This window comes from Achromobacter sp. ACM03, assembly GCF_014851665.1.
Classification (GTDB): Bacteria; Pseudomonadota; Gammaproteobacteria; order Burkholderiales; family Burkholderiaceae_B; genus Achromobacter; species Achromobacter aegrifaciens.
Genome location: NZ_JACVAD010000002.1, coordinates 1,311,449 through 1,331,681, shown reverse-complemented (window position 1 = coordinate 1,331,681; position 20,233 = coordinate 1,311,449). Strand labels below are relative to the sequence as shown.

Here is a 20,233-nt window from a genome sequence, read left to right as displayed (position 1 = left end):
CGTACATCGAGAACGACAAGATGAATCTCAGCAGCACCATCAAATCCATTCAGGACATCATGCGCAAGGATGATGGCGTTGACGGCGACGCCCAACGCCTCGGCCAGCTCACCTGGATGCTCTTCCTCAAGGTATTCGACCAACGCGAAGAAGAATGGGAAGACGACAATGCCGACTACCAGTCGCCGCTGCCCGAGCGCTTCCGCTGGCGCAACTGGGCGGCATACAAAGCCGATGCCGATGGCAAGAAAAAGCCGCAGATTGCAGGCAGCGAGTTGATCAGCTTCGTCAATAACGACCTGTTTCCCGCACTCAAAGACCAGATCGACGCTGACCGCAGCCCCCAGCACAAGGTCATCCGCGAAGTGTTCCGCGATGCCAACAACTACATGAAATCCGGCCCGCAAATGCTGGCCGTGATCGAAAAGCTGGAAGACGCCATCAACTTCCACGACTTCAAAACCCGCGCCAACCTGGGCGATGTCTACGAGCAAATGCTCAACGACCTGCGCGGCGCGGGCAATGCGGGCGAGTTCTACACCCCACGCGCCATCACCGCCTTCATGGCTGGTCGCGTCAACCCACGCCTGGACAAGCGCGAAACCGTGATGGACCCCGCCTGCGGCACGGGCGGCTTTTTGACCGCCGCCATCGACCACTTTCGCAACCAGCTCACCACCAAGTCCAGCGCCGAAGACAAGCGTGCCATTGAAGACCTGATCCACGGCATCGAGAAGAAGCAGTTGCCCCACCTGCTGTGCACCACCAACATGTTGTTGCATGGCATCGACGTGCCCAGCCAGATTGAGCACAAAAACACGCTGGGCATCGGCTGGAACGAATGGAGCGCCAACGACAAGGTCGATTGCATCGTCACCAATCCGCCGTTTGGCGGTTATGAGGACGATGGCGTCGGTAGTGACTACCCGGCGGACCTGCGCACCCGCGAAACAGCCGACATGTTTATGGCGCTCATCATCAAAAAGCTGCTGAAAGCAAATGGCCGCGCTGCCGTGGTGCTGCCAGATGGCTTTTTGTTTGGTGATGGCATCAAAGGTACGCTCAAAAAACTGCTGCTGCGTGACTGCAAGCTGCACACCATCATCCGCCTGCCCAAGGGCGTGTTCGCGCCGTACACCACCATTAAGACCAACCTGCTGTTCTTTACCAAGGGCAGCACGGTGGATGACGGTACCGAGCACTTCCACACCGACACCATTTGGTTCTACGAGCACCCCTACCCACCGGGCTACAAGAGCTACTCCAAAACCAAGCCCATCCGGCTGGAGGAATTCAAGTCCGAGCAAGACTGGTGGGGAGATGAGGCAAACGACTTCGCCGACCGGGTGGAAAACGAATTCGCCTGGAAGGTCGATTTCAAGGCCAAGCGTGAACAGGCTGAAGCCGCTGCACAACCGCATTGGCAACGCGCCGAAGAACTGAACAACCAGGCTGTTGCACTGGAGGCCGAGACCAAGGAGTTGCGCAGTAGTCTGATCGGTAGCACCGACGCAGCCTACCGCGAAAAAGTCGAGGCGCAGATTGCCGATCTGCGCACCCAAGCCGAATCCCTGCGCCTGCAAGCACGCGATGCGCAGGCGGCAGGTGATCGCCTCTACTGGCCTATTTTCAATCTCGATCTGAAAAACCCGAATGCGCCGGAAGAAGAAACCCACGACCCGGACCTGCTGCTGGAGAAGTACAAAAAACTGCTGGGTGAAATCGAAGAGACCGAAAACCAACTCAAAAGCGAACTGGCTGCCGCACTGGCGCATCACTTCGTCAGTGAGGATGCCTGATGGATGCGCAGCAGTTTTTGGCGGAGTTCGGGCATATTGCCAATGCGCCGGGGGGCGTAGAGAGGTTGCGGGAGTTGATGCTGCATCTTGCTGTATCAGGCGATCTGACAGTTACGGAATCACCCGTTGATGCAGCACCTTTACTCGACTCTATTGCAAGGCAGAAACAAGGTCACAGGGAAAAGAAAAAAGTCATTTCAAAGCAATCTTCTATTTCGCGTGAGGTTGTCAAAGCTCCGCCCCACTGGGCTGTTTGCCGCTTGGGCGACTTGGCATTGACTGTAACTGGTGGTGGAACACCGTCCAAAAATAACCCCGCTTATTGGGGGGGGGATATTCCTTGGGCGAGCGTGAAGGATTTGAAGGAGCTGAAGTTCCTGGATGACACAGAAGACCACATCACGAAAGAAGGGCTAGAGAACAGCTCTTCAAACCTGATTCCACCTGGCCGAGTAATCGTTTGCACGCGTATGGGTCTTGGCAAGGTTGCAATTAACCGTGTTGCAATTGCAATCAACCAAGACCTGAAGGCATTGGAATTGCCGAAGGAAGTAAACGCCGATTTCTTCTTGATTCTTTATCGGACTCGTCAGGTAACAGGCACTGGAACAACAGTTTCTGGTATCAAGCAGGATCAGTTATTGGCGTTGCCCGCTGTGTTGCCGCCAGTCAAAGAACAAACCCGCATCGTCGCCAAAGTCGATGAGCTGATGGCCCTGTGCGACAAGCTGGAAGCGCAACAGCAAGCCCGCCGCAAACTGCAAAACGCGCTGCGCCAGTTCACCCTGCAAGCCGTCGCTAACAGCCAAAGCCCGCATGAGCTGCAAACTAATTGGGCGCGCCTAGCCGACAATTTCGGGGGACTGTTTCATGCACCGGAGGATGTGGCGACGTTCAAGGGCTTGGTCCTTGACTTAGCAGTGAGTGGCGAATTACTGAACGTTGAGCATCGCCATGCTGCTACGGGTGCCAACTTGCTCGACGCCATCGCAGCGAAGCGCATTGAATGGTCACGGGAATCAGAGGGACAAGAGAAGAAAGAATCTTTAGCGATGCTGAAAAAGCTCCGTATTCAGCAAGTAAATATTCCAGAAGATCGATTGCCCGAGCACTGGGCATGGGCGTCACTGCTTGAGGTTTCACAAGTCATTATTGACTGTGACCACAAGACACCAGCCTACTCTGACAGCGGAATTCACCTTATTCGCACTACTGACATTCGCAATGGTGAAATGCGGCTTGATGCCACAAAAAAGGTTTCCAGGGAAAGCTATCTTGCTCGTTCGCGACGATTAACTCCGCAGGCTGGGGACATATTTTTCACGCGCGAAGCCCCGATGGGTGAGGCTGCAATAGTTCCTAATGGGCATGTTGTCTGCCTTGGCCAGCGGCTCATGCTCATCAGGCTTTTTACCGAGTTGTTTAGCAACAGATTCCTCATTTACGTAATTCAAAGCCCGAGCTTTCAAAAACGATTGCAGGCATCGGCCATCGGCATGACGGTGAAGCACATAAATGTTGGTGATGTCGAAAATCTAGTGCTTCCGGTTCCACCCAAGGCAGAACAAGATCGAATTGTTGCAATCGTCGATGGGCTTTTCCGCATGTGTGATCACTACGCAGATCAACTTTCCCGAAAACAGCGCATAGCGACCAATCTTGCTGCTAGCGCGGTTGCCAGTCTCACCGGAATCGCCATCGAACAAGAAGAGGAACCCATGAAAGCCCCGCAAACCGAGTTGATTGCCCCGCTGCGCTTGGGCACCACCCCCGACATCAAAGCGCAAGCTCCGCTGGCAACCATTCTGGTCCGTCACCGTGGCGAAATGAGCGCAAAGGACTTGTGGCAGCGCTACGGCGGCGAGATTGATGCTTTTTACGCGCAACTAAAAATCGAAGTGGCACATGGCTGGATTCAGGAACCCGCGCCCGCCAAAGTGCGCGAGAAGCCCGCCGACACGGTGAGCGCCTGATATGCAACTGCTGCGCATCCGTATTCCCGCCTTTCGCAACCTGCGCGATCTCGACATTGCGTTTGACTCGCACTTGCCACCTGCTACCGGTGCAGCATCGGATGCGCCGCGCAAGCCCATTCGCAGCCACGCGCTGATCGGTCAAAACGGCACCGGAAAATCGAATCTGATCGAGGCGCTGATCACCATCTTTCGCGACGTGGATCTGGATCGCGAAGCGGCCTTCGATTACACGCTGGAGTACAGCATCCGTGACCATACGGTGCGCATCGAAGCTGATACCGCCAAGCAGAAGCGCCCCTATGTGTGGGTGGACGGCAAGACCGAATCGCAGGGCTATTTGCTGAAGAACCGCGAACTGCTGCCCGCGCACATTTTTGCCTATTACTCTGGCCGCAATGAACGCATCGAGGCGCTGTTTCAAGAGCATCAGCGCCGATTCAACCAACGCCAGGAAATCACCACCGACGAGGTGCTCCCCGAACAACTTCTGGAAAACTTTACCGGCTCGGATGCAGATATCCGCGCGGTGGAAGAAGCCAAACGCCGCCGAGAAGCGCGCTTGAAGCAAGCCGGCGACGACCGCCTGCGCCGTCTGTTCTACTGCCGAGGCGGCCACAGCCAGTTGGTGCTGCTGGCGTGTTTGCTGTCCGACGACCCGGTGTTTCAAAAGGTGCTGAAGAACCTGCATATTGAGTCGTTGGAATCCGCCTTGTTTGTATTGAAAGAGCCGCATCGCCTGCGCGAAAAGCGCCGGAGTGGCAGGTTTGACGAAAACGAACTCAACGAAGGCGACCCGCGTTTCTGGTACGCGCGCGGCAATGTGGTGAGCGAGTTTCTCGACAAGCTCTGGCAGGTATCCTGGGCTCCGATCGAGCAGGAAGCCACCACACAGATCGACTTCCGTGGCCGAACCGAAAAGCAGAAGCAGCTTTATCTGTTCGTGCCGAATCAGGACAAGCTCAAGCAACTTGGCGAACTGGTCGGCAGCACCGACAGTTTTTTCCGCTACGCCGAAGGCGCCTACATCGGTGACTTGATCGACGAGGTGCGCATCACAGTGAAGAAACGCGATGAGCATGGCGGCAAGATGAGCTTCACGCATTTGTCGGAAGGTGAGCTACAAATGCTCACCGTTCTGGGCTTGATGCGCATCACTCGCGAAGACCACTGCTTGTTCTTGCTCGATGAGCCGGACACCCACCTGAATCCGATCTGGAAGCTGCGCTATTTCGACGACATCGAAGGCGTGCTGAGCGATGCTCGTGAAGGTGAATTCGATAGCGATGCGTTTGATCGCAGTGCCTTTGATGCCTCGGCTGGGCAATCGCAAATTCTCATCACCACCCACGACCCGATGATGGTGGGCAGCCTCAAGCGCGAGCAGGTTCACATTTTGCGCCGCGATGGTGCTCGCACGGTGGTGGATGTGCCCGATGAGCACCCACAAGGCATGGGCGTGACAGGGCTGCTTAAGAGCGAACTGTTCGGCCTTTCATCCACACTGGACATAGAAACCGAGCGGCGCTTGTTCCGCCGCAATGAGCTATTCGTGAAGTCTCCACGCACTGCGGAGGAGGATGCGGAGCTGAGTCGTTTGTCTGCTGAATTGGCTGATCTAGGATTTTCGACCGCTGATTTCCGCGACCCGGACTACGCGCTCTTTGTACGCAAAATGGCGCAGCACCGCCGCTTCCGCAAACCAACCCTTACGCCACAGGAGCAGGCCGAGCAGGATGCAATTGCCGATTCCATCATCGACGAAATCTTGCGCGAGGAGGATAGCCGGTGATCTTCATTGATCTGGAAAACAAGTTGCCGACCGATACCGACATCCCAAACTGGACACCGTGGACTCAAGCGCAGTGGGATGCCTGGATGGCGAAATCCGCCCAATTGGTGGAGAATTTGGCTGCGCTGGACACAGCTGGCAAGTGCGACGAGCGCAACGCACTGATTGATGCGAATAGTGCGCACTGGGGCGCTTTGAAGGAATGGCTGTTGGCTCTGTCGGCGGGAAAATGCTGGTTTTCGGAAGTGCGTGAGTTGTACTCGCACTATGACGTTGAACACTTTCGTCCCAAGAAAGAAGCCAAGGCACTGGATGCCAGCCTGCGCGACGGCTATTGGTGGCTGGCCTTCGACTACATGAACTTCCGCGTCTGCGGCAATGTCGGTAACCGCAAAAAAGGCGGATGGTTTCCGCTCAAGGACGGCTCTTTGTGCTCCACCGCCGCCGCTCGCTGTGAGGAATCGGAAACACGCTATCTGCTCGACCCGATTGATGATGATGACGTTGCGCTAATTGCTTTCGACGAAGAGGGCAAGGTTATTCCCATTCCAGGTTCCTCTGCGTGGGAACAAGAGCGTGTCATCGAAACAGTTAAGCGGCTCAAACTCAATGAGCATGCTCCGTTGGCAGAAGCGCGCCGCAAGGTATGGCAACAAGTGGATAGGTTGATCGACGACTTTACAAAAGCCAAGGCCCGATGTGGCGCAGGCAATAACCCAGCAGCCAAGGCAAAACTAGCCGAGGTTCGCACGAAGGTGCGCAAGATGACGAATCCAGCTGCAGAGCTGTCAGCGGTCGCTCGCTGGTGCCTGCTGGTGCGCAATGATCCACAACTTTCCAGACTGGTCGGGTGAGCGGTTGAAATGAACAAACTCCCCATCAACCTTGACGACCTGCTGCGCCAACGCACGGTCGAGGGCGAACGCATCGAGTACAAGGCCGGCTGGAACCCGGACGCGATCATCCGCACCCTATGCGCCTTCGCCAATGACTTCGAGAACCTGGGCGGCGGCTATGTGGTGATCGGGCAGGACTGCGATGCCAACGGCCAGCCCGTCTTTCCGCCGGTTGGCCTGCCCGACAACCAGCTCGACAAAATCCAGCGTGAACTGCTGGCGCACTGCCAATTGATCCAGCCGCCGTATTTCCCGGTGTTGAGCATCGAAGTGGTCGAAGGTCGCAACCTGATCGTGCTGCAAGCGCCGGGCGGGCAGACCCGACCGTACAAGGCACCCGAAGCCGTCACCGCCAACAAGAAAACTTGGCGCTACTACATCCGTCGCTACAGCAGCACGGTCGAGGCCAAGAGCGACACCGAACAGGAATTGTTGAGCCTGGCGGCCAAGGTGCCATTCGACGACCGCTTCAATCAATTCGCGCGCGTCGATGATCTTGCCAAACCCTTGATGCAAGAGTTCTTGCAGGAAGTTGGCAGCGCACTGGCGGCGGATGCACCGGGGCTTTCCGTCGAGGCGCTGGCACGTCAGATGAACGTGGCGGGCGGCCCTACTGAATCGCCCTGGCCAAAGAACGTGGGTCTGCTGTTTTTCAACGAAACGCCGGAGCGCTTCTTCCCCAGCTTGCAGATCGACGTGGTCTGGTTCCCCGAAGGCGCGGGCGGCGACCGCTTCGACGAGAAGATCTTCAAGGGGCCGGTGGCGCGGATGACGCGCGAGGCGCTGGGCTACATCCAGCGCAACTTTCTGCGCGAGACGGTCATCAAGCATCCCGACCGTGCCGAGGCCACGCGGGTCTGGAATTTCCCGTTCGCCGCCATCGAAGAGGCCGTGGTCAACGCGGTCTATCACCGTTCCTACGAGGAGCGCGAGCCCATCGAGGTGCGCATCAGCAACGATGAACTAACTGTCCTCAGCATCCCAGGCCCGGATCGGTCGATCCGGATGGAAGATCTGAAGGCGGGCCGTGCGGTCAGCCGGCGCTACCGCAACCGGCCGCATCGGCGAGTTCCTCAAAGAGCTGGACATGACCGAGGGGCGCTCCACCGGCATTCCGAAAATCCTGAAGGAAATGGCGGCCAACGGCTCGCCCGCACCACTGTTCGAGACGGATGATGATCGGCTTTCGTTCGTGATCCGACTGCCGAGGCATCCGCTGGCGCTTGTTCCGACCCCGGAAGTCACCGGGGAAGTCACCGGGGAAGTCACCGGGGAAGTCACCGGGGAAGTTGAGCGCCTGCTACGCATTCTGGCCGGAGAGATGTCCCGGCAGCAGTTGCAGGAGGGGTTGGCGCTCAAGCACGAGGATCATTTCCGCAAGGCCTACCTGCTCCCGGCCCTTGCATCAGGACTGGTCGAAATGACCCTGCCCGACAAGCCGCGCAGCAGCAAACAACGATACCGGCTGACGGATGCAGGGCGACGCTGGCTGGCGCTGCGGCCCGATGGCTCTTCGAGCTAAGCCCGAGCCGTCATGCGCCGCAGCGCGCCATGACTTGGAACGCGACGGCTCCCAGCTGACCCTTGCCAATCCAACCCAGGGACTCCACGTGCGGGGCGCTAAGCGTAACGTCCTGTCATGCCGCAGTTTTTCAGGCCGAGTCTATGGCCTGAAAAGCTTGACGGTGGACATTTTTTATTGCGCGGCGCTTGCCGTCTTACGCCTGGCCAGGCGCCGCAGGGCCAAACCGCTCGGAACCACGGCGAATTGCAGCAAGCCGGCGTAGAGCCAGGCCCAGGTCCAGCGGAAACGCCACGGAATGAATTCAGGCACCCCGTTGTCGTCGAAGTACGGGTCATGAATGACCAGCGCCAGGCCGACCAGATACGAAAGCACAAGGCATCCCGCCACGAACAGCCACCGCCGCGTAGCCGGGGCCTTCCAACCATGACGCCGGCCATGCACGGCGCCGGCCGCCAGGCTGATCAGCAGGCTGGCCGCGAACAAGACGGGGAATAGAAGAAAAGCCACGGCGTCGCTCCCGACTGCAGGTCCGGCGCCATTGTGCCAGCCGCGATCGCAAATGGCTCTCGGACGCGCACAGGGTGCTTTCCGCTTGACCAATACATAAGTATTGACTAATGTATTGTCATGCTCGAAACCGACATCTTCAAGGCCCTGGCCGATCCGACCCGCCGTGCCATCTTCGAAAAGCTCGCCGCCGGCGGCATGAACGCCAGCGCCCTGCGCGTCGGCATGGAGATCAGCCAGCCAGCCATGTCGCAGCACCTTGCGGTGCTGCGCAAGGCCCGCCTGGTGCGCGAGGAAAAACAAGGCCGTTTCGTGAACTATGAAGTCGACCCCGACGGGCTTGCGCTCATCGCCGGATGGCTGGCGAAGTACCGCGCCTACTGGCCGGCCCGCATCGAAGCCCTGAACGCCCTGCTCAAGGACATGGACCAATGAAGCCGACCGCGCCGCAAGACTCGCCCCAGGACATCGTGCTCGAATACGAACTCGACGCGCCGCCCGAAAAAGTCTGGCGCGCCATCAGCATCCCCGAATTCCGCGAGCAATGGCTGCCTGGACGGGCGCTGGCCAGCGCCGAACCCGCGGACGCGACGCCTGCCGAAGAAATCCAATACCGCATGCGCGACGAGGAGCCGCCTTTCCTCGAAAGCCTGGTGACCTTCCAGATCCGGCCCGTCGCCGACGGCCGCACGCTCCTGCGCATCATCCACGCGCTGGACGACGCGCGGTTCGAACGCCGCGGGCGCCCAGCCGCCAACGACGCCGGCCCCTTCCTCATGCGCGCCGCCTGAACCCGGCCCAAGCGCAAGGCAATCGCAACCCAGGAGATTCGTCCATGCAGGACGTGATGCAATACGTACCCATGGTGGTCGAGCAGTCCGGCCGCGGCGAGCGGTCCTTCGACATCTATTCGCGACTGCTGCGCGACCGCATCATCTTCCTGAACGGCGAAGTCAACGACTCGGTGTCGGCGCTGGTCTGCGCCCAGCTGCTGTTCCTGGAATCCGAGAACCCCACCAAGCCCATCCATCTCTACATCAACTCCCCTGGCGGCGTCATCACCAGCGGCCTGGCCATGTACGACACCATGCAGTTCATCACTGCGCCGGTGCACACGCTGTGCATGGGCACGGCGCGCTCCATGGGCTCGTTCCTGCTGATGGCGGGCGAACCCGGCGAACGATGCGCGCTGGCCAATGCCAGCGTGCACGTGCATCAGCCTTTAGGCGGCTTCCAGGGCCAGGCCTCGGACGTGCTCATCCACGCCGAGGAAATGCGCAGGACCAAGGACCGCGTCACGCGCGTCTACGCCCAGCACTGCGGACGCAGCTACGAAGACGTAGAGCGCACACTGGACCGCGACTGCTACATGAGCGCGGAGGAAGCGCTGGAATGGGGCCTGATAGACCGGGTGCTGAAGCGCCGGGACCTGGGCGTCTGACACTGTACCGCCCGCCCCCGTCGCGCTGTACGGGTACGGATCCGCGCGGATTCGCTACCATAGCCGGACCATGAAACTCGTCATCGATCACCTCGTCATCGCCGCCGCGGACCTGGACAGCGGCACCGAATACGTCGCAGCACTGCTCGGCATCACCCCCTCGGGCGGCGGCGCGCATCCGCGCATGGGCACCCACAACCGGGTGCTGGGCATGGCCGGCGGCATCTACCTCGAAGTCATCGCCATCGATCCTCAGGCCCCGGCGCCTGCGCGGCCACGTTGGTTCGGGCTGGATCAGGACGCCGTCCGCGCCCGCATCGCCCAGGGTCCCTACCTGGCGCATTGGGCGGCGCGGGTCGAAGCGCCGCTGGATCTGACGCGTATGCAGGCGGAGCATCCCGCACGCATCCCGCCCGCCATTCCCATGGAACGCGGGCAGTTGCGCTGGCGGCTGACGGTGCCCGACGACGGCAGCCTGCCCGCCTGGCGCGAAGCGGGCCATGCGGCCGGCGACGGTCTGCTGCCCACGCTGATCCAGTGGGACGTGGCCGACTACCCCGGCGTCAGCCTGCCGCGCCAGCACCTCACACTCAAGCAACTGTCCGGCAGCCATCCGCAGGCCGGGCTGCTGCGCCAAGGGCTGGCCTGGCTGGGCGCGGACCACCTGATCCAGGTGGAACAGGTCGACGGCCCGCCGCGCCTGAGCGCACAGATCGAAACGGCCGGTGGCCTGAAGATCCTGGCCTGATCGTCCGCCCCGCCTTGCAAAAAAACCAGAACATCCGGAGACCCTTTACATGAATGCCACCCGCAAGCGATTCGACGAAGACCCTTACCTGGACCAATGCGAGGCCACCGTGATCGCGGTCAGCCCCGAGGGCGTCGAACTGGACGAGACTGTCTGCTACGCGCGCAGCGGCGGCCAGGCGGGAGACAGCGGCACCTTGACGCTGGCCGACGGCCGCGCGCTGACGCTTGCCGACACCGTCTACGCCGAAGACCGCAAGCGCATCCTGCACGTGCTGGAAGGCGACATCGCCCCGCAAATGGGCGAGCGCGTTTCGGTGGCCATAGACTGGCCTCGCCGCCACCGCCTCATGCGCCTGCACACCTGTCTGCATCTGCTGGGCTCGCTGGTGCCCGCGCCGGTGACCGGCTGCAATATTTCGCCCGACTCCGCCCGCATCGACTTCGACCTGCCCGAATCCACACTGGACAAGGCCGACCTGACCGAACGCCTGAACGCCCTAATCGACGCCCGCACCGGCGTCAGCATCAACTGCATCACGCCCGAGGAACTGGCCGCACAACCCGATCTGGTGCGCACCATAGGCGCCGCGCCCCCGGCCGGCACGGCCAGCATACGCATCGTCGAGATTCCCGGCGTGGATCGCCAGCCCTGTGGTGGCACGCACGTGGCCAACACCGGCGAGATCGGCGCGGTGATCGTTACGAAGATCGAGAAAAAGAGCCGCACCAACCGGCGCGTGGTGGTGAATTTCGCGTAAGGCGTAGTCTGGAGCCCGCCCCTGGCCGGAATCATGTATGTGTTGTTCGGCCGCCCGCGCGGCCGAACAACACGGGCAGCCCACGACTCGCCCCCGACCACAGCTCCAGCAGCGCAACTAGCCAAGACGCACGTAGCCCGTCGTCGCGGGCGGCGTGGCGGCTCGCAACCTCGATGCGCCCGAGGGAATCTGAAGGAAAGGCCGAAGGCCTTGACGAAGATGACGACGGGGGGGGGCCGCCGAGGCCAGTCCGGAGCGAACGCTCCGGACCGCAATCGTGGGCGCGAGCCGCCACGCCGCCCGCGACGACGGGCGACCTACGAAGCACAACCCAACGCCAGCAACAGCAAACCTTACTTCTTCCACCAGCGCCAGGGCGCGCGCAGGGGCCACTGATATCCGGCGCCCAGCACACGGGGCGCCAGCACGTGCCCGACCAGCACCGCAATGCCCGCGGCCGTCATCACGTCCGACAGATAGTGGTCCAGGTTGACCAGCCGGCTCATCGCCACCAGCGCCGCCAGCAGCAGGAAGACCCAGCGCCAGCGCGGCGCCAGGATGCCCAGCACCACTGCCACGGCAAATGCCGCATAGGTGTGGCTGGAGGGGAAGGAGTTGTACAGCTGGGCGCGCGAGAACGACTCGCCCACCCCGTAGATGCCTTTTTCGAAGAACAGCTCGGGACGCGCCCGCGCCACCGAACGCTTGAGCACCAGCACCACCAGTCCGCCGACCGCCAGGGTCGACAGCATCAGCAGGCTGCCGCGCGCCATGCTGGCGTAGCTCATGCGCACCGGATTGCGCCAGCCGCGCGCCAGGCCGACCAACCCGATCACGTAGAAGGCCAGCGCCACGCCGATATAAGGGCCGCTTTCGCCGAGTTCACCGATCCATTCGAAGGATTCGTTCACGCCTTCAGATACCGACTGCTTGATCCACACCGCCAGCGGCAGGTCCACCCACAACGCGCACGCGCTGGCGGCCAGCGCCAGGGCGCAGCCCAGCAGCACCCAGGTCAGCGCGGAAAAGGGGTTGCGGAACTGGTCCGGCGTGAGGCTGGCTGAGGCGTCGGATACGGGAGCGGCCGCCGAAGGCGTCAGGGGATTGCTGTTCATCGATACCGCTATCGGGAAATGAGAAACGTTCCTGGGCTGCAAAATCAGCCCAGCACGCTATCGTAACGGCCTGCGCGCGCCAGACCAAGAAGCAAATGCGGGCAAGGGTTAAAATCCCGGGTTTCCTACCATTCTCTGCCCCCGGGATCTACACCCGTCACGGCGACCATCATGCAAGAAACCACCCTCAAGCGCGCCGACGCCGCGCCCGACGGCGCCAGCGCCGCCCTCCCCGCCGCGGACGCCGGCTCCCCCCGCAAGCTGTACATCCGCACCTTCGGCTGCCAGATGAACGAGTACGACTCGGACAAGATGGCCGACGTGCTGCGCGGCGACCAGGGCCTGGAACTCACCGACAACCCGGAAGACGCCGACGTCATCCTGTTCAACACCTGTTCGGTGCGCGAGAAGGCGCAGGAAAAGGTCTTCTCGGACCTGGGCCGCGTGCAGCACCTGAAGAAGACCAATCCCAACCTGGTGATCGGCGTGGGCGGCTGCGTGGCCAGCCAGGAAGGCGAAGCCATCGTCAAGCGCGCGCCCTACGTGGACGTGGTGTTCGGTCCGCAGACGCTGCATCGCCTGCCGGACCTGATCAAGCGCCGCCGCGACGAAGGCCGCTCGCAGGTGGACATCAGCTTCCCCGAGATCGAAAAGTTCGACAACATGCCGCCGCCCCGCGTGGACGGCGCCACGGCGTTCGTCTCCATCATGGAAGGCTGTAGCAAGTACTGCAGCTTCTGTGTCGTGCCCTACACGCGCGGCGAGGAAGTCTCGCGCCCCTTCGAGGACGTGCTGGTGGAGGTCGCCGACCTGGCCGACCAGGGCGTGAAGGAAGTGACGCTGCTGGGCCAGAACGTCAACGCCTACCGCGGCCGCATGACCGACAGCGACGAGATCGCCGACTTCGCCATGCTGCTGGAATACGTGCACGAAATCCCGGGCATCGAGCGCATCCGCTACACCACCTCGCACCCCAAGGAAATGACCCAGCGCATGGTGGACGCCTACGCCCGCCTGCCCAAGCTGGTGTCCTTCCTGCACCTGCCGGTGCAGGCCGGCAGCGACCGCGTGCTGGCGGCCATGAAGCGCGGCTACACCACCCTGGAATTCAAGTCGGTGGTGCGCCGCCTGCGCGCCGCCCGCCCCGACCTGACGCTGTCCTCGGACTTCATCGTGGGCTTTCCCGGCGAAACCGAGGAAGACTTCGAAAAGACCATGAAGCTGATCGAGGACGTCGGCTTCGACACCTCGTTCTCGTTCGTGTATTCGCGCCGCCCGGGCACGCCCGCCGCCGACCTGCACGACGACACGCCGCAAGACGTGAAGCTGCGCCGCCTGCAGCGCCTGCAGGCGCTGATCAACGAGCAGGCGGCCACGATCGCCCGCAACATGGTCGGCACGCGCCAGCGCCTGCTGGTCGAAGGCCCCTCGCGCCGCGACCCGAACGAACTGATGGGCCGCACCGAGAACAACCGCATCGTGAACTTCGCCGCGCCCGCGCGGCTCATCGGACAAATGGTCGACGTCATCATCACCGAAGCGCACACCAATTCGCTGCGCGCCCGGGTCGCCGACGTGGACCGCACTCCCCAAGAGGCCGAATGACCACTCCCCGCTCCCGCGCCCGCCGCAGCATGCCCATCGTCGTCACCCTGGACGGCGACAACACCCATCTGGCCAATCTCTGCGGCCCGCTGGACGAAAACCTGCGGCAGCTGGCCGACGGCATGAACGTCAAGCTCTCGCGCCGCGGCAGCCGAGTCACCATCGAAGGCGAACTCGCGGAACTCGCCGGCCGGATACTGCGCCGCTTCCACGAACAGGCCGTGCACCGCGCCCTGTCGGTCGACGACATCCAGCTCGGGCTGGTCGAGATCGGCGTCGGGCGGCAGGAACAGGAACTGAAGGAAGAGCAGGCCCGCGAGGCCGACCCGCTGCCCGCCCTGGACGACGAAAGCGACAGCATCGCCCTGCGCACCAAGCGCAGCGACCTGCGTCCGCGCACGCCGCGCCAGCGCGACTACCTGAACAACATCCTCAAGCACGACATCACCTTCGGCGTCGGTCCCGCCGGCACCGGCAAGACCTGGCTGGCCGTGGCCTGCGCCATCGACGCAATGGAGCGCGACACCGTGCAACGCCTGGTGCTGACACGCCCCGCGGTCGAAGCCGGCGAACGCCTGGGCTTTCTGCCCGGCGACCTGGCGCAGAAGGTGGACCCGTACCTGCGCCCGCTGTACGACGCGCTGTACGACCTGATGGGCTTCGAAAAGGTGCAGCGCCTGTTCGAAAAGCAGACCATCGAAATCGCGCCGCTGGCCTACATGCGCGGCCGCACGCTCAACCACGCCTTCGTCATCCTGGACGAAGCGCAGAACACCACGCCGGAACAGATGAAGATGTTCCTGACGCGGATCGGCTTCGGCAGCAAGGCGGTCATTACCGGCGACCCGTCGCAGGTGGACTTGCCGCGTGGCCAGGACAGCGGCCTGGCGCATGCGGTGAAGGTGCTGCACGACGTGCAGGGCATCGCCACCACCCGATTCACCAGCCGAGACGTCGTGCGCCATCCCCTGGTCGCCCGCATCGTCGACGCCTACGACCGCGCCACCGAAGATGAAACCTGAACTGTCCCTGTCCGTGCAATACGGCGTCGAGGAAGCCCGCCTGCCCCGCTGGCGCCTGCGCCGCTGGGCCGAACGCGCGCTGGCGGGCGCGGCCGACGACGGCCTGGTCGCGTTTTCCGCGGCGGAGCTGAGCTTGCGGCTGGTTGGCGCGGCCGAAGGCCGGCGCCTGAACCGCGACTTCCGCGGCCGCGACTATGCCACCAATGTGCTGACCTTCGAATACGGCGTGGATCCGCTGGGCGTTGCGCGCGGCGACATCGTCATGTGCGTGCCGGTGCTGGTGCGCGAGGCCCGCGAACAGCGCAAGGCGCTCCTGGACCACGCCGCCCATCTCACCATCCACGGCGTGCTGCACGCGCTGGGCTACGACCACATCAAGGCCCGCGACGCCAAGCGCATGGAGGCCCTGGAGACCGCCACGCTGGCCGCCATGCGCATCGCCGATCCTTACGTGGCAGCCTGACGCGCGGACTCGGGTCAACCCTGAGAAAAATTGGCCCCCACGCTGCGCGCCTTAGGCGCTTGCTGCCCCCCGAGGGGGCGATTTTTGCCTTGGGGCGGCCCGGCGGCAAAAATTGCCGCAAAATGGCGTCCAGCAAGGCGCAGATGGCGGCGGTTCCCCTCATTTTGGGGGCCGCCGTTACAAATTGCAGGCCAGTATCGGTTATGCTGGGCCCTCCATAACTTGTCCTCCCGGACGATGTCTGACCCTTATCCTGCTCCCGAAGCGACGCCTGCTCGCTCCTCCAAACCTGCCGCCAAATCCCTTCTAGACCGCCTGCTTTCCCTCGTGCGCCGCGAGCCTGAGGACCGCGAAGGCATCAAGGCCGTTCTGGAAGCCGCGCACGAACGCCAACTGCTCGACGCGGAATCCTACAAGATGATCAAGGGCGCGCTCGCCGTGTCCGAAGGCACCGTGGGCGACATCATGGTCCCGCGTTCGCGCATGGATCTGCTGGACGTCACGCAGCCCATTCCCTACCTGGTCGCCTCGGTCATCGAGACCGCCCACTCGCGCTTCCCCGTCTACGAAGGCGATCGCGACAACATCATCGGCATCCTGCTGGCCAAGGATCTGCTGCGCTGCATGCTGGAACCCGGCATCGAGGTGCGCACGCTGGTGCGGCCCGCCGTCTTCATCCCCGAATCCAAGCGCCTGAACGTGCTCCTGCACGAGTTCCGCGCCAGCCGCAACCACCAGGCCATCGTCATCGATGAGCATGGCGGCATTTCCGGCCTGGTGACGATGGAAGACGTGCTGGAACAGATCGTCGGCGATATCGAAGACGAATTCGACGAAACCGAGGAAGACTCGATCTTCCCCGAAGGCGAAAACCAGTGGCGCGTCCTGGCGGCCACCGACATCTCGCACTTCAACGACGTGTTCGGCTGCCAGTTGCCCGACGACGAGTACGACAGCGTCGGCGGCTGGATGGGCGGACAGCTGGGCCGCATCCCGCGCCGCGGCGACATCGCCGAATTCGACGGCCTGCGCCTGGAAGTGGCCCGCGGCGACGCGCGCCGCGCCATCTGGCTGCGCGTCAAGCGCAACGCCGCACCCCAAGCCCCCCGCTCCTCCGAAGACGCATGACCCAGTCCCCGCGCAGCCATAAACTGCGCGGCGCCGCCGGCCTGGTGCTGGCGGGCGCCGTGCACGCCCTGACTTTTTCGCCCGGTCCCCTGCCGGATTGGGCCTTGGCGGCCACACAGGTCCTGATGCTGGCCATCGTTGCGCGCGTGACCCTGTATGCGCCCTCGGCCAAACAGGCCTGGCTGCGCGGCTGGCTGTTCAGCTTCGCCAGCTACTCGCTGGGCCTCTACTGGATTTTCATCAGCCTGCACCGCTACGGCGATCTGGCCGCGCCGCTGGCCGTGGCCGCGGTGCTGGCGCTGTCGGCCTTCCTGGCGCTGTTCCCGGCCACGGCCAGCGCGCTGGCGCGCCGCTACGCGCCGTTGGAGCCGGGCTCTCCGCCCTCCCGCATACTGTCGGGCACGCTGGCCTGGGCTGCGATGTGGGCGGCCTTCGAATGGCTGCGCGCCGTGCTGCTGACGGGCTTTCCCTGGCTCAATATCGGTTACGCGCAAGTCGATAGCCCCATCGCAGGCTGGGCGCCGCTGCTTGGCGTGCACGGCATGGCCTTCCTGGCCGCCTTCGTCGCCGCTGCCCTCGCCAGCCTCTGGCAGCCCTCGCGCAAAAGCGGGACTGGCTCGCGCCACGCCCTGGCCGCCGGTATCGCGCTGGCCCTGGCCGCCGCTGGCTGGCCGCTGTCCCGCATCGACTGGTCCACGCCGTCCGGCGATCCGCTGAACGTGCGCCTGGTCCAGGGCAACATCGAGCAGTCGCAGAAGTTCGACCCTGCCCTGCTCGACCAGAGCCTGGTGCGCCACCTGGACCTGGCAGCCATGCCGCCGGCTCCCGGCGTGCCCGCGCCGCAGTTGATCATCTTGCCGGAAACCGTGCTGCCCATCTTCCAGGACCAGCTGGATCCGCGCGTCTGGGCGGTCTGGCGCGACCTGGCCGCCCAGCGCAATACCACCATCGCCATGGGCGTGCCGCTGCACGACCGCGTCAATGGCCGCGAGCGCTACACCAACAGCGTCATGGGCTTTGACGGCAATACCCCGGTCGAACAGCTCGTGGCCGGCACCACCGCCATGCGCTACGACAAGCGCCACCTGGTGCCCTGGGGCGAATACGTGCCGCCCGGATTCCACTGGTTCGTCGACATGCTGAACATTCCGCTGGGCGACTTCGATCGCGGCGCGGTACGCCAGACGCCCTTCGCGGTCGGCGGCCAGCACATCGCGTTCAACATCTGCTACGAAGACCTGTTCGGCCCCGACCTGTTGCCCGCGCTGCAACCCGGCCCCAACGGCGAACCGGGCGCGACGATACTGGTGAACGTGAGCAACCTGGGCTGGTTCGGCGACTCCTGGGCCTTGCGCCAGCATCTGCAGATCGGCCGCGTGCGCACCATGGAAACGGCGCGGCCCATGCTGACCTCCACCAACACCGGCATCACCGCCGCCATTGACGCCAAAGGCCGCGTCGCGGCCCAGCTCGCGCCGCTGCAGGCCGGTGTGCTGCCGGTGGCCGTGCAAGGCATGACGGGGCTGACGCCATACGCGCGCTTTGGCGACAAGACGGCACTGGCCCTGATCGGCCTGGCGCTGATCGCCGCGTTCGGCAGCGGCCGCAAGACGCGTCGCGCCTGAGGCGCCCTCAAGCGAACAGATTCGCCGGCAGCGCGCCGCTCTCCCCGGGCGGGCGCAGCGGCCCGCTTCCGGCGCCGGTACGCTCGATCGCGTCCGCGATGGCGTCCATGTCATCGCCATCCAGTTCCAGCGACGCTGCGCCCAGCAGTCCATTCACCTGAGCCGCGCTGCGGGCGCCCACGATCGCGCCCGTGACGCCCGGCCAGGCCAGCGTCCAGGCCGCCGCCACGGCCGCCACCGTGGCGCCGTGGCGTTCGGCGATGGGCTTGAACGCATCGGCCAGCGCCAGGTTGCGCTCGATGCCGGGCGAGGCGAACTCCGCGTTGCGCGCGCGCCAATCATCCGCCGGCAGAGCGCGGGCGCGCTCCACGCTGAAGGCGCCGGTCAGCAGGCCGGACTGCATCGGGCTGTAGACGATCACGCCCGTGCCGTTACGTTCGCACCACGGAATCAGCTCCGCGCCCGCGACGCGCTGAATGGCCGAAAACGGCGGTTGCAGCGTATCCACATGCCCCAGCGCTTCTGCCTGCTGCAGCTGCGCAAGATTGTGGTTGGACAGGCCCACCGCCCTGACCTTGCCCTCCCGCTTCAGATCCAGCAGTTCCTGCCAGTACAGTTCCAGCGGCGTGCCATCGCCCGCCGGCCAGTGCATCTGGTAGAGATCGATGCGTTCGACGCCCAGCCTGCGCAACGAATCTTCGACTTCGCGCCGGATGCTGGCCGGCGCGCCGGTGCGCCGCGGCATCGCCTGCGGCTGTTCCGCAGACCAGGTCAGGCCGCACTTTGTGAACACGTAAGGCCGGGCGTCCGGCGCCATCTGCGCCAGCGCGCGGCGCACGATCTCCTCGGAATGCCCCAGGCCGTACACCGCCGCGGTATCGATCCAGTTGATGCCGCGCTCGACGGCCCGGCGGATCGCCGCCACCGAATCGGCGTCGTCCTGCGGCCCCCACCCCACCGCCCAACCGCTGCCGCCGATGGCCCAGGCGCCCAGCCCGATGCGGGTGATGTCCATGCCGCTCTGGCCCAGCGGGCGTGTGGGGAACGAAGTCTTGCTGCTCATGGCGATGTCCGTGTGTGCGGGTCCGGTGCAAAAAATGCCGGATCGACGAAAAAAATTTCCGCTCACGATAGCATTCTCACAAGTCTTTGATTTACTTGATTTCTGCATCAATCACGCTAGCTCAAGCTGAGCAATAAAAGCGCAAAATCGGCCCTAAAATGCCTTCCAGCCCCCTTTTTTTCACGACTTTTTAGCTTTTTGCCTCATCGCGACTTGCACACCCAATTTAGTTCGTGCATAATCTCGTTTCTTCGCCAACGGCACTAAACAAAACCGGCAACGAACTACGAAAAAGCACTCGGTAAAACGTGTGTTCGGTTTCGTAAAACGTTGAACGGGCTGATTAGAAAGACGGGGGTATAGCTCAGCTGGGAGAGCGCTTGCATGGCATGCAAGAGGTCAGCGGTTCGATCCCGCTTACCTCCACCAGTCAACGGCGAAGGATGCAGTACCAGTTTGCAAGTCCAAGTCCCCTTCGTCTAGAGGCCTAGGACATCACCCTTTCACGGTGAGTACAGGGGTTCGAATCCCCTAGGGGACGCCAGTTCTTCTGGCAGCAGTATGTAGTGATGCAGTTGAAGTGACAATGTAGTTGAGTACGCCGCTGCGGAGCGGTAGTTCAGTTGGTTAGAATACCGGCCTGTCACGCCGGGGGTCGCGGGTTCGAGCCCCGTCCGCTCCGCCAAAGCTCTCGCTCAGAGTCTTTCAAGAGCTCCGTTTTCGGGGCTTTTTTGCTTTATATAGTGTGAGACCTTGTTGTCTGTAGTTTGG

19 protein-coding genes and 3 tRNA genes are annotated in these 20,233 nt (G+C 62.9%); 19 read left to right on the top strand and 3 right to left on the bottom strand.

Annotated elements, in window-relative coordinates; translation table 11 throughout:
• Positions 1-20: 20 nt before the first annotated feature.
• Genes IB257_RS14365 through IB257_RS31550 form a run of 6 tightly spaced genes read left to right on the top strand, consistent with a single transcriptional unit; the run spans position 21 to position 7,982 of the window.
• Positions 21-1,799, top strand: coding sequence for an N-6 DNA methylase (locus tag IB257_RS14365; protein WP_192492464.1), 1,779 nt, complete (start codon positions 21-23; stop codon positions 1,797-1,799).
• Positions 1,799-3,772: a restriction endonuclease subunit S gene (locus tag IB257_RS14360; protein ID WP_192492463.1), complete on the top strand. Its 1,974-nt coding sequence runs from the start codon at positions 1,799-1,801 to the stop codon at positions 3,770-3,772. Before IB257_RS14365 ends, IB257_RS14360 begins: the two co-directional genes overlap by 1 nt.
• Before the next feature lies 1 nt (position 3,773).
• A complete protein-coding gene (locus IB257_RS14355; RefSeq protein ID WP_192492462.1) occupies positions 3,774-5,564 on the top strand; it encodes an AAA family ATPase in 1,791 nt (596 codons plus the stop codon).
• Entirely contained in the window at positions 5,561-6,418 is an 858-nt protein-coding gene (locus IB257_RS14350) for a hypothetical protein (RefSeq protein ID WP_192492461.1), read from the top strand. The genes IB257_RS14355 and IB257_RS14350 overlap by 4 nt, the downstream gene beginning before the upstream one ends.
• Before the next feature lie 9 nt (positions 6,419-6,427).
• A complete protein-coding gene (locus IB257_RS14345; protein WP_225588905.1) occupies positions 6,428-7,636 on the top strand; it encodes a helix-turn-helix domain-containing protein in 1,209 nt (402 codons plus the stop codon).
• On the top strand, positions 7,548-7,982 hold the full coding sequence (locus IB257_RS31550; RefSeq protein ID WP_225588904.1) for a Fic family protein: 435 nt from the start codon (positions 7,548-7,550) through the stop codon (positions 7,980-7,982). Before IB257_RS14345 ends, IB257_RS31550 begins: the two co-directional genes overlap by 89 nt.
• 174 nt (positions 7,983-8,156) lie before the next feature.
• Here the strand turns inward: IB257_RS31550 and IB257_RS14340 are convergent, their stop codons facing one another.
• On the bottom strand, positions 8,157-8,492 hold the full coding sequence (locus tag IB257_RS14340) for a hypothetical protein (RefSeq protein ID WP_156337323.1): 336 nt from the start codon (positions 8,490-8,492) through the stop codon (positions 8,157-8,159).
• 120 nt (positions 8,493-8,612) lie between these two features.
• Here IB257_RS14340 and IB257_RS14335 point away from each other — a divergent pair, with 120 nt between their 5' ends.
• The 5 genes from IB257_RS14335 (at position 8,613) to IB257_RS14315 (ending at position 11,441) form a co-directional block, all read left to right on the top strand.
• Positions 8,613-8,927, top strand: coding sequence for a helix-turn-helix transcriptional regulator (locus IB257_RS14335; protein WP_054451557.1), 315 nt, complete (start codon positions 8,613-8,615; stop codon positions 8,925-8,927).
• The gene (locus tag IB257_RS14330; protein WP_192492460.1) at positions 8,924-9,283 is read left to right on the top strand and encodes an SRPBCC domain-containing protein; all 360 of its coding nucleotides are present in this window, start codon (positions 8,924-8,926) and stop codon (positions 9,281-9,283) included. The genes IB257_RS14335 and IB257_RS14330 overlap by 4 nt, the downstream gene beginning before the upstream one ends.
• Before the next feature lie 44 nt (positions 9,284-9,327).
• Positions 9,328-9,933, top strand: a complete 606-nt coding sequence (locus IB257_RS14325; protein ID WP_054451559.1) for an ATP-dependent Clp protease proteolytic subunit — start codon at positions 9,328-9,330, stop codon at positions 9,931-9,933.
• Positions 9,934-10,003: 70 nt separating this feature from the next.
• The gene (locus IB257_RS14320) at positions 10,004-10,681 is read left to right on the top strand and encodes a VOC family protein (protein ID WP_192492459.1); all 678 of its coding nucleotides are present in this window, start codon (positions 10,004-10,006) and stop codon (positions 10,679-10,681) included.
• A 49-nt stretch (positions 10,682-10,730) separates the two neighbouring features.
• Positions 10,731-11,441 carry an alanyl-tRNA editing protein gene (locus IB257_RS14315; protein ID WP_192492458.1) on the top strand — a complete coding sequence of 237 codons (711 nt, stop codon included), beginning with the start codon at positions 10,731-10,733 and terminating at the stop codon, positions 11,439-11,441.
• A gap of 353 nt (positions 11,442-11,794) precedes the next feature.
• Here IB257_RS14315 and IB257_RS14310 read toward each other — a convergent pair whose 3' ends face one another.
• A complete protein-coding gene (locus IB257_RS14310) occupies positions 11,795-12,556 on the bottom strand; it encodes a phosphatase PAP2 family protein (RefSeq protein ID WP_175181896.1) in 762 nt (253 codons plus the stop codon).
• A 171-nt stretch (positions 12,557-12,727) separates the two neighbouring features.
• Here IB257_RS14310 and miaB point away from each other — a divergent pair, with 171 nt between their 5' ends.
• From miaB to lnt, 5 genes are all read left to right on the top strand, one after another.
• Positions 12,728-14,161, top strand: coding sequence for a tRNA (N6-isopentenyl adenosine(37)-C2)-methylthiotransferase MiaB (miaB, locus tag IB257_RS14305; RefSeq protein ID WP_054451562.1), 1,434 nt, complete (start codon positions 12,728-12,730; stop codon positions 14,159-14,161).
• Positions 14,158-15,183: a PhoH family protein gene (locus IB257_RS14300; protein ID WP_192492457.1), complete on the top strand. Its 1,026-nt coding sequence runs from the start codon at positions 14,158-14,160 to the stop codon at positions 15,181-15,183. Before miaB ends, IB257_RS14300 begins: the two co-directional genes overlap by 4 nt.
• Entirely contained in the window at positions 15,173-15,646 is a 474-nt protein-coding gene (gene ybeY / locus IB257_RS14295) for an rRNA maturation RNase YbeY (protein WP_175181895.1), read from the top strand. The genes IB257_RS14300 and ybeY overlap by 11 nt, the downstream gene beginning before the upstream one ends.
• Positions 15,647-15,883: 237 nt before the next feature.
• Positions 15,884-16,774 carry an HlyC/CorC family transporter gene (locus IB257_RS14290; RefSeq protein WP_054451565.1) on the top strand — a complete coding sequence of 297 codons (891 nt, stop codon included), beginning with the start codon at positions 15,884-15,886 and terminating at the stop codon, positions 16,772-16,774.
• Positions 16,771-18,399: an apolipoprotein N-acyltransferase gene (gene lnt, locus IB257_RS14285; RefSeq protein ID WP_119451033.1), complete on the top strand. Its 1,629-nt coding sequence runs from the start codon at positions 16,771-16,773 to the stop codon at positions 18,397-18,399. The genes IB257_RS14290 and lnt overlap by 4 nt, the downstream gene beginning before the upstream one ends.
• Before the next feature lie 7 nt (positions 18,400-18,406).
• Here lnt and IB257_RS14280 read toward each other — a convergent pair whose 3' ends face one another.
• A complete protein-coding gene (locus tag IB257_RS14280) occupies positions 18,407-19,462 on the bottom strand; it encodes an aldo/keto reductase (protein WP_192492456.1) in 1,056 nt (351 codons plus the stop codon).
• A 353-nt stretch (positions 19,463-19,815) separates the two neighbouring features.
• On the opposite strand from IB257_RS14280, the gene IB257_RS14275 reads away from it, so the two are divergent.
• From IB257_RS14275 to IB257_RS14265, 3 genes are all read left to right on the top strand, one after another.
• Positions 19,816-19,891, top strand: a tRNA-Ala gene (locus IB257_RS14275).
• A 39-nt stretch (positions 19,892-19,930) separates the two neighbouring features.
• A tRNA-Glu gene (locus tag IB257_RS14270) sits at positions 19,931-20,006 on the top strand.
• Between the two features lie 64 nt (positions 20,007-20,070).
• A tRNA-Asp gene (locus IB257_RS14265) sits at positions 20,071-20,147 on the top strand.
• The last annotated feature ends 86 nt before the right edge of the window (positions 20,148-20,233 follow it).

Bases quoted from the DNA above. Each gene is read 5' to 3' on its own strand.
- IB257_RS14310 (WP_175181896.1), bottom strand. From the start codon at position 12,556: ATGAACAGCAATCCCCTGACGCCTTCGGCGGCCGCTCCCGTATCCGAC.
- IB257_RS14355 (WP_192492462.1), top strand. From the start codon at position 3,774: ATGCAACTGCTGCGCATCCGTATTCCCGCCTTTCGCAACCTGCGCGAT.
- IB257_RS14320 (WP_192492459.1), top strand. From the start codon at position 10,004: ATGAAACTCGTCATCGATCACCTCGTCATCGCCGCCGCGGACCTGGAC.
- IB257_RS14330 (WP_192492460.1), top strand. From the start codon at position 8,924: ATGAAGCCGACCGCGCCGCAAGACTCGCCCCAGGACATCGTGCTCGAA.
- IB257_RS14325 (WP_054451559.1), top strand. From the start codon at position 9,328: ATGCAGGACGTGATGCAATACGTACCCATGGTGGTCGAGCAGTCCGGC.
- miaB (WP_054451562.1), top strand. From the start codon at position 12,728: ATGCAAGAAACCACCCTCAAGCGCGCCGACGCCGCGCCCGACGGCGCC.
- IB257_RS14365 (WP_192492464.1), top strand. From the start codon at position 21: ATGAATCTCAGCAGCACCATCAAATCCATTCAGGACATCATGCGCAAG.
- lnt (WP_119451033.1), top strand. From the start codon at position 16,771: ATGACCCAGTCCCCGCGCAGCCATAAACTGCGCGGCGCCGCCGGCCTG.
- IB257_RS14335 (WP_054451557.1), top strand. From the start codon at position 8,613: ATGCTCGAAACCGACATCTTCAAGGCCCTGGCCGATCCGACCCGCCGT.
- IB257_RS14280 (WP_192492456.1), bottom strand. From the start codon at position 19,462: ATGAGCAGCAAGACTTCGTTCCCCACACGCCCGCTGGGCCAGAGCGGC.
- IB257_RS14345 (WP_225588905.1), top strand. From the start codon at position 6,428: ATGAACAAACTCCCCATCAACCTTGACGACCTGCTGCGCCAACGCACG.
- IB257_RS14315 (WP_192492458.1), top strand. From the start codon at position 10,731: ATGAATGCCACCCGCAAGCGATTCGACGAAGACCCTTACCTGGACCAA.
- IB257_RS14290 (WP_054451565.1), top strand. From the start codon at position 15,884: ATGTCTGACCCTTATCCTGCTCCCGAAGCGACGCCTGCTCGCTCCTCC.
- IB257_RS14300 (WP_192492457.1), top strand. From the start codon at position 14,158: ATGACCACTCCCCGCTCCCGCGCCCGCCGCAGCATGCCCATCGTCGTC.
- IB257_RS31550 (WP_225588904.1), top strand. From the start codon at position 7,548: ATGACCGAGGGGCGCTCCACCGGCATTCCGAAAATCCTGAAGGAAATG.
- ybeY (WP_175181895.1), top strand. From the start codon at position 15,173: ATGAAACCTGAACTGTCCCTGTCCGTGCAATACGGCGTCGAGGAAGCC.
- IB257_RS14360 (WP_192492463.1), top strand. From the start codon at position 1,799: ATGGATGCGCAGCAGTTTTTGGCGGAGTTCGGGCATATTGCCAATGCG.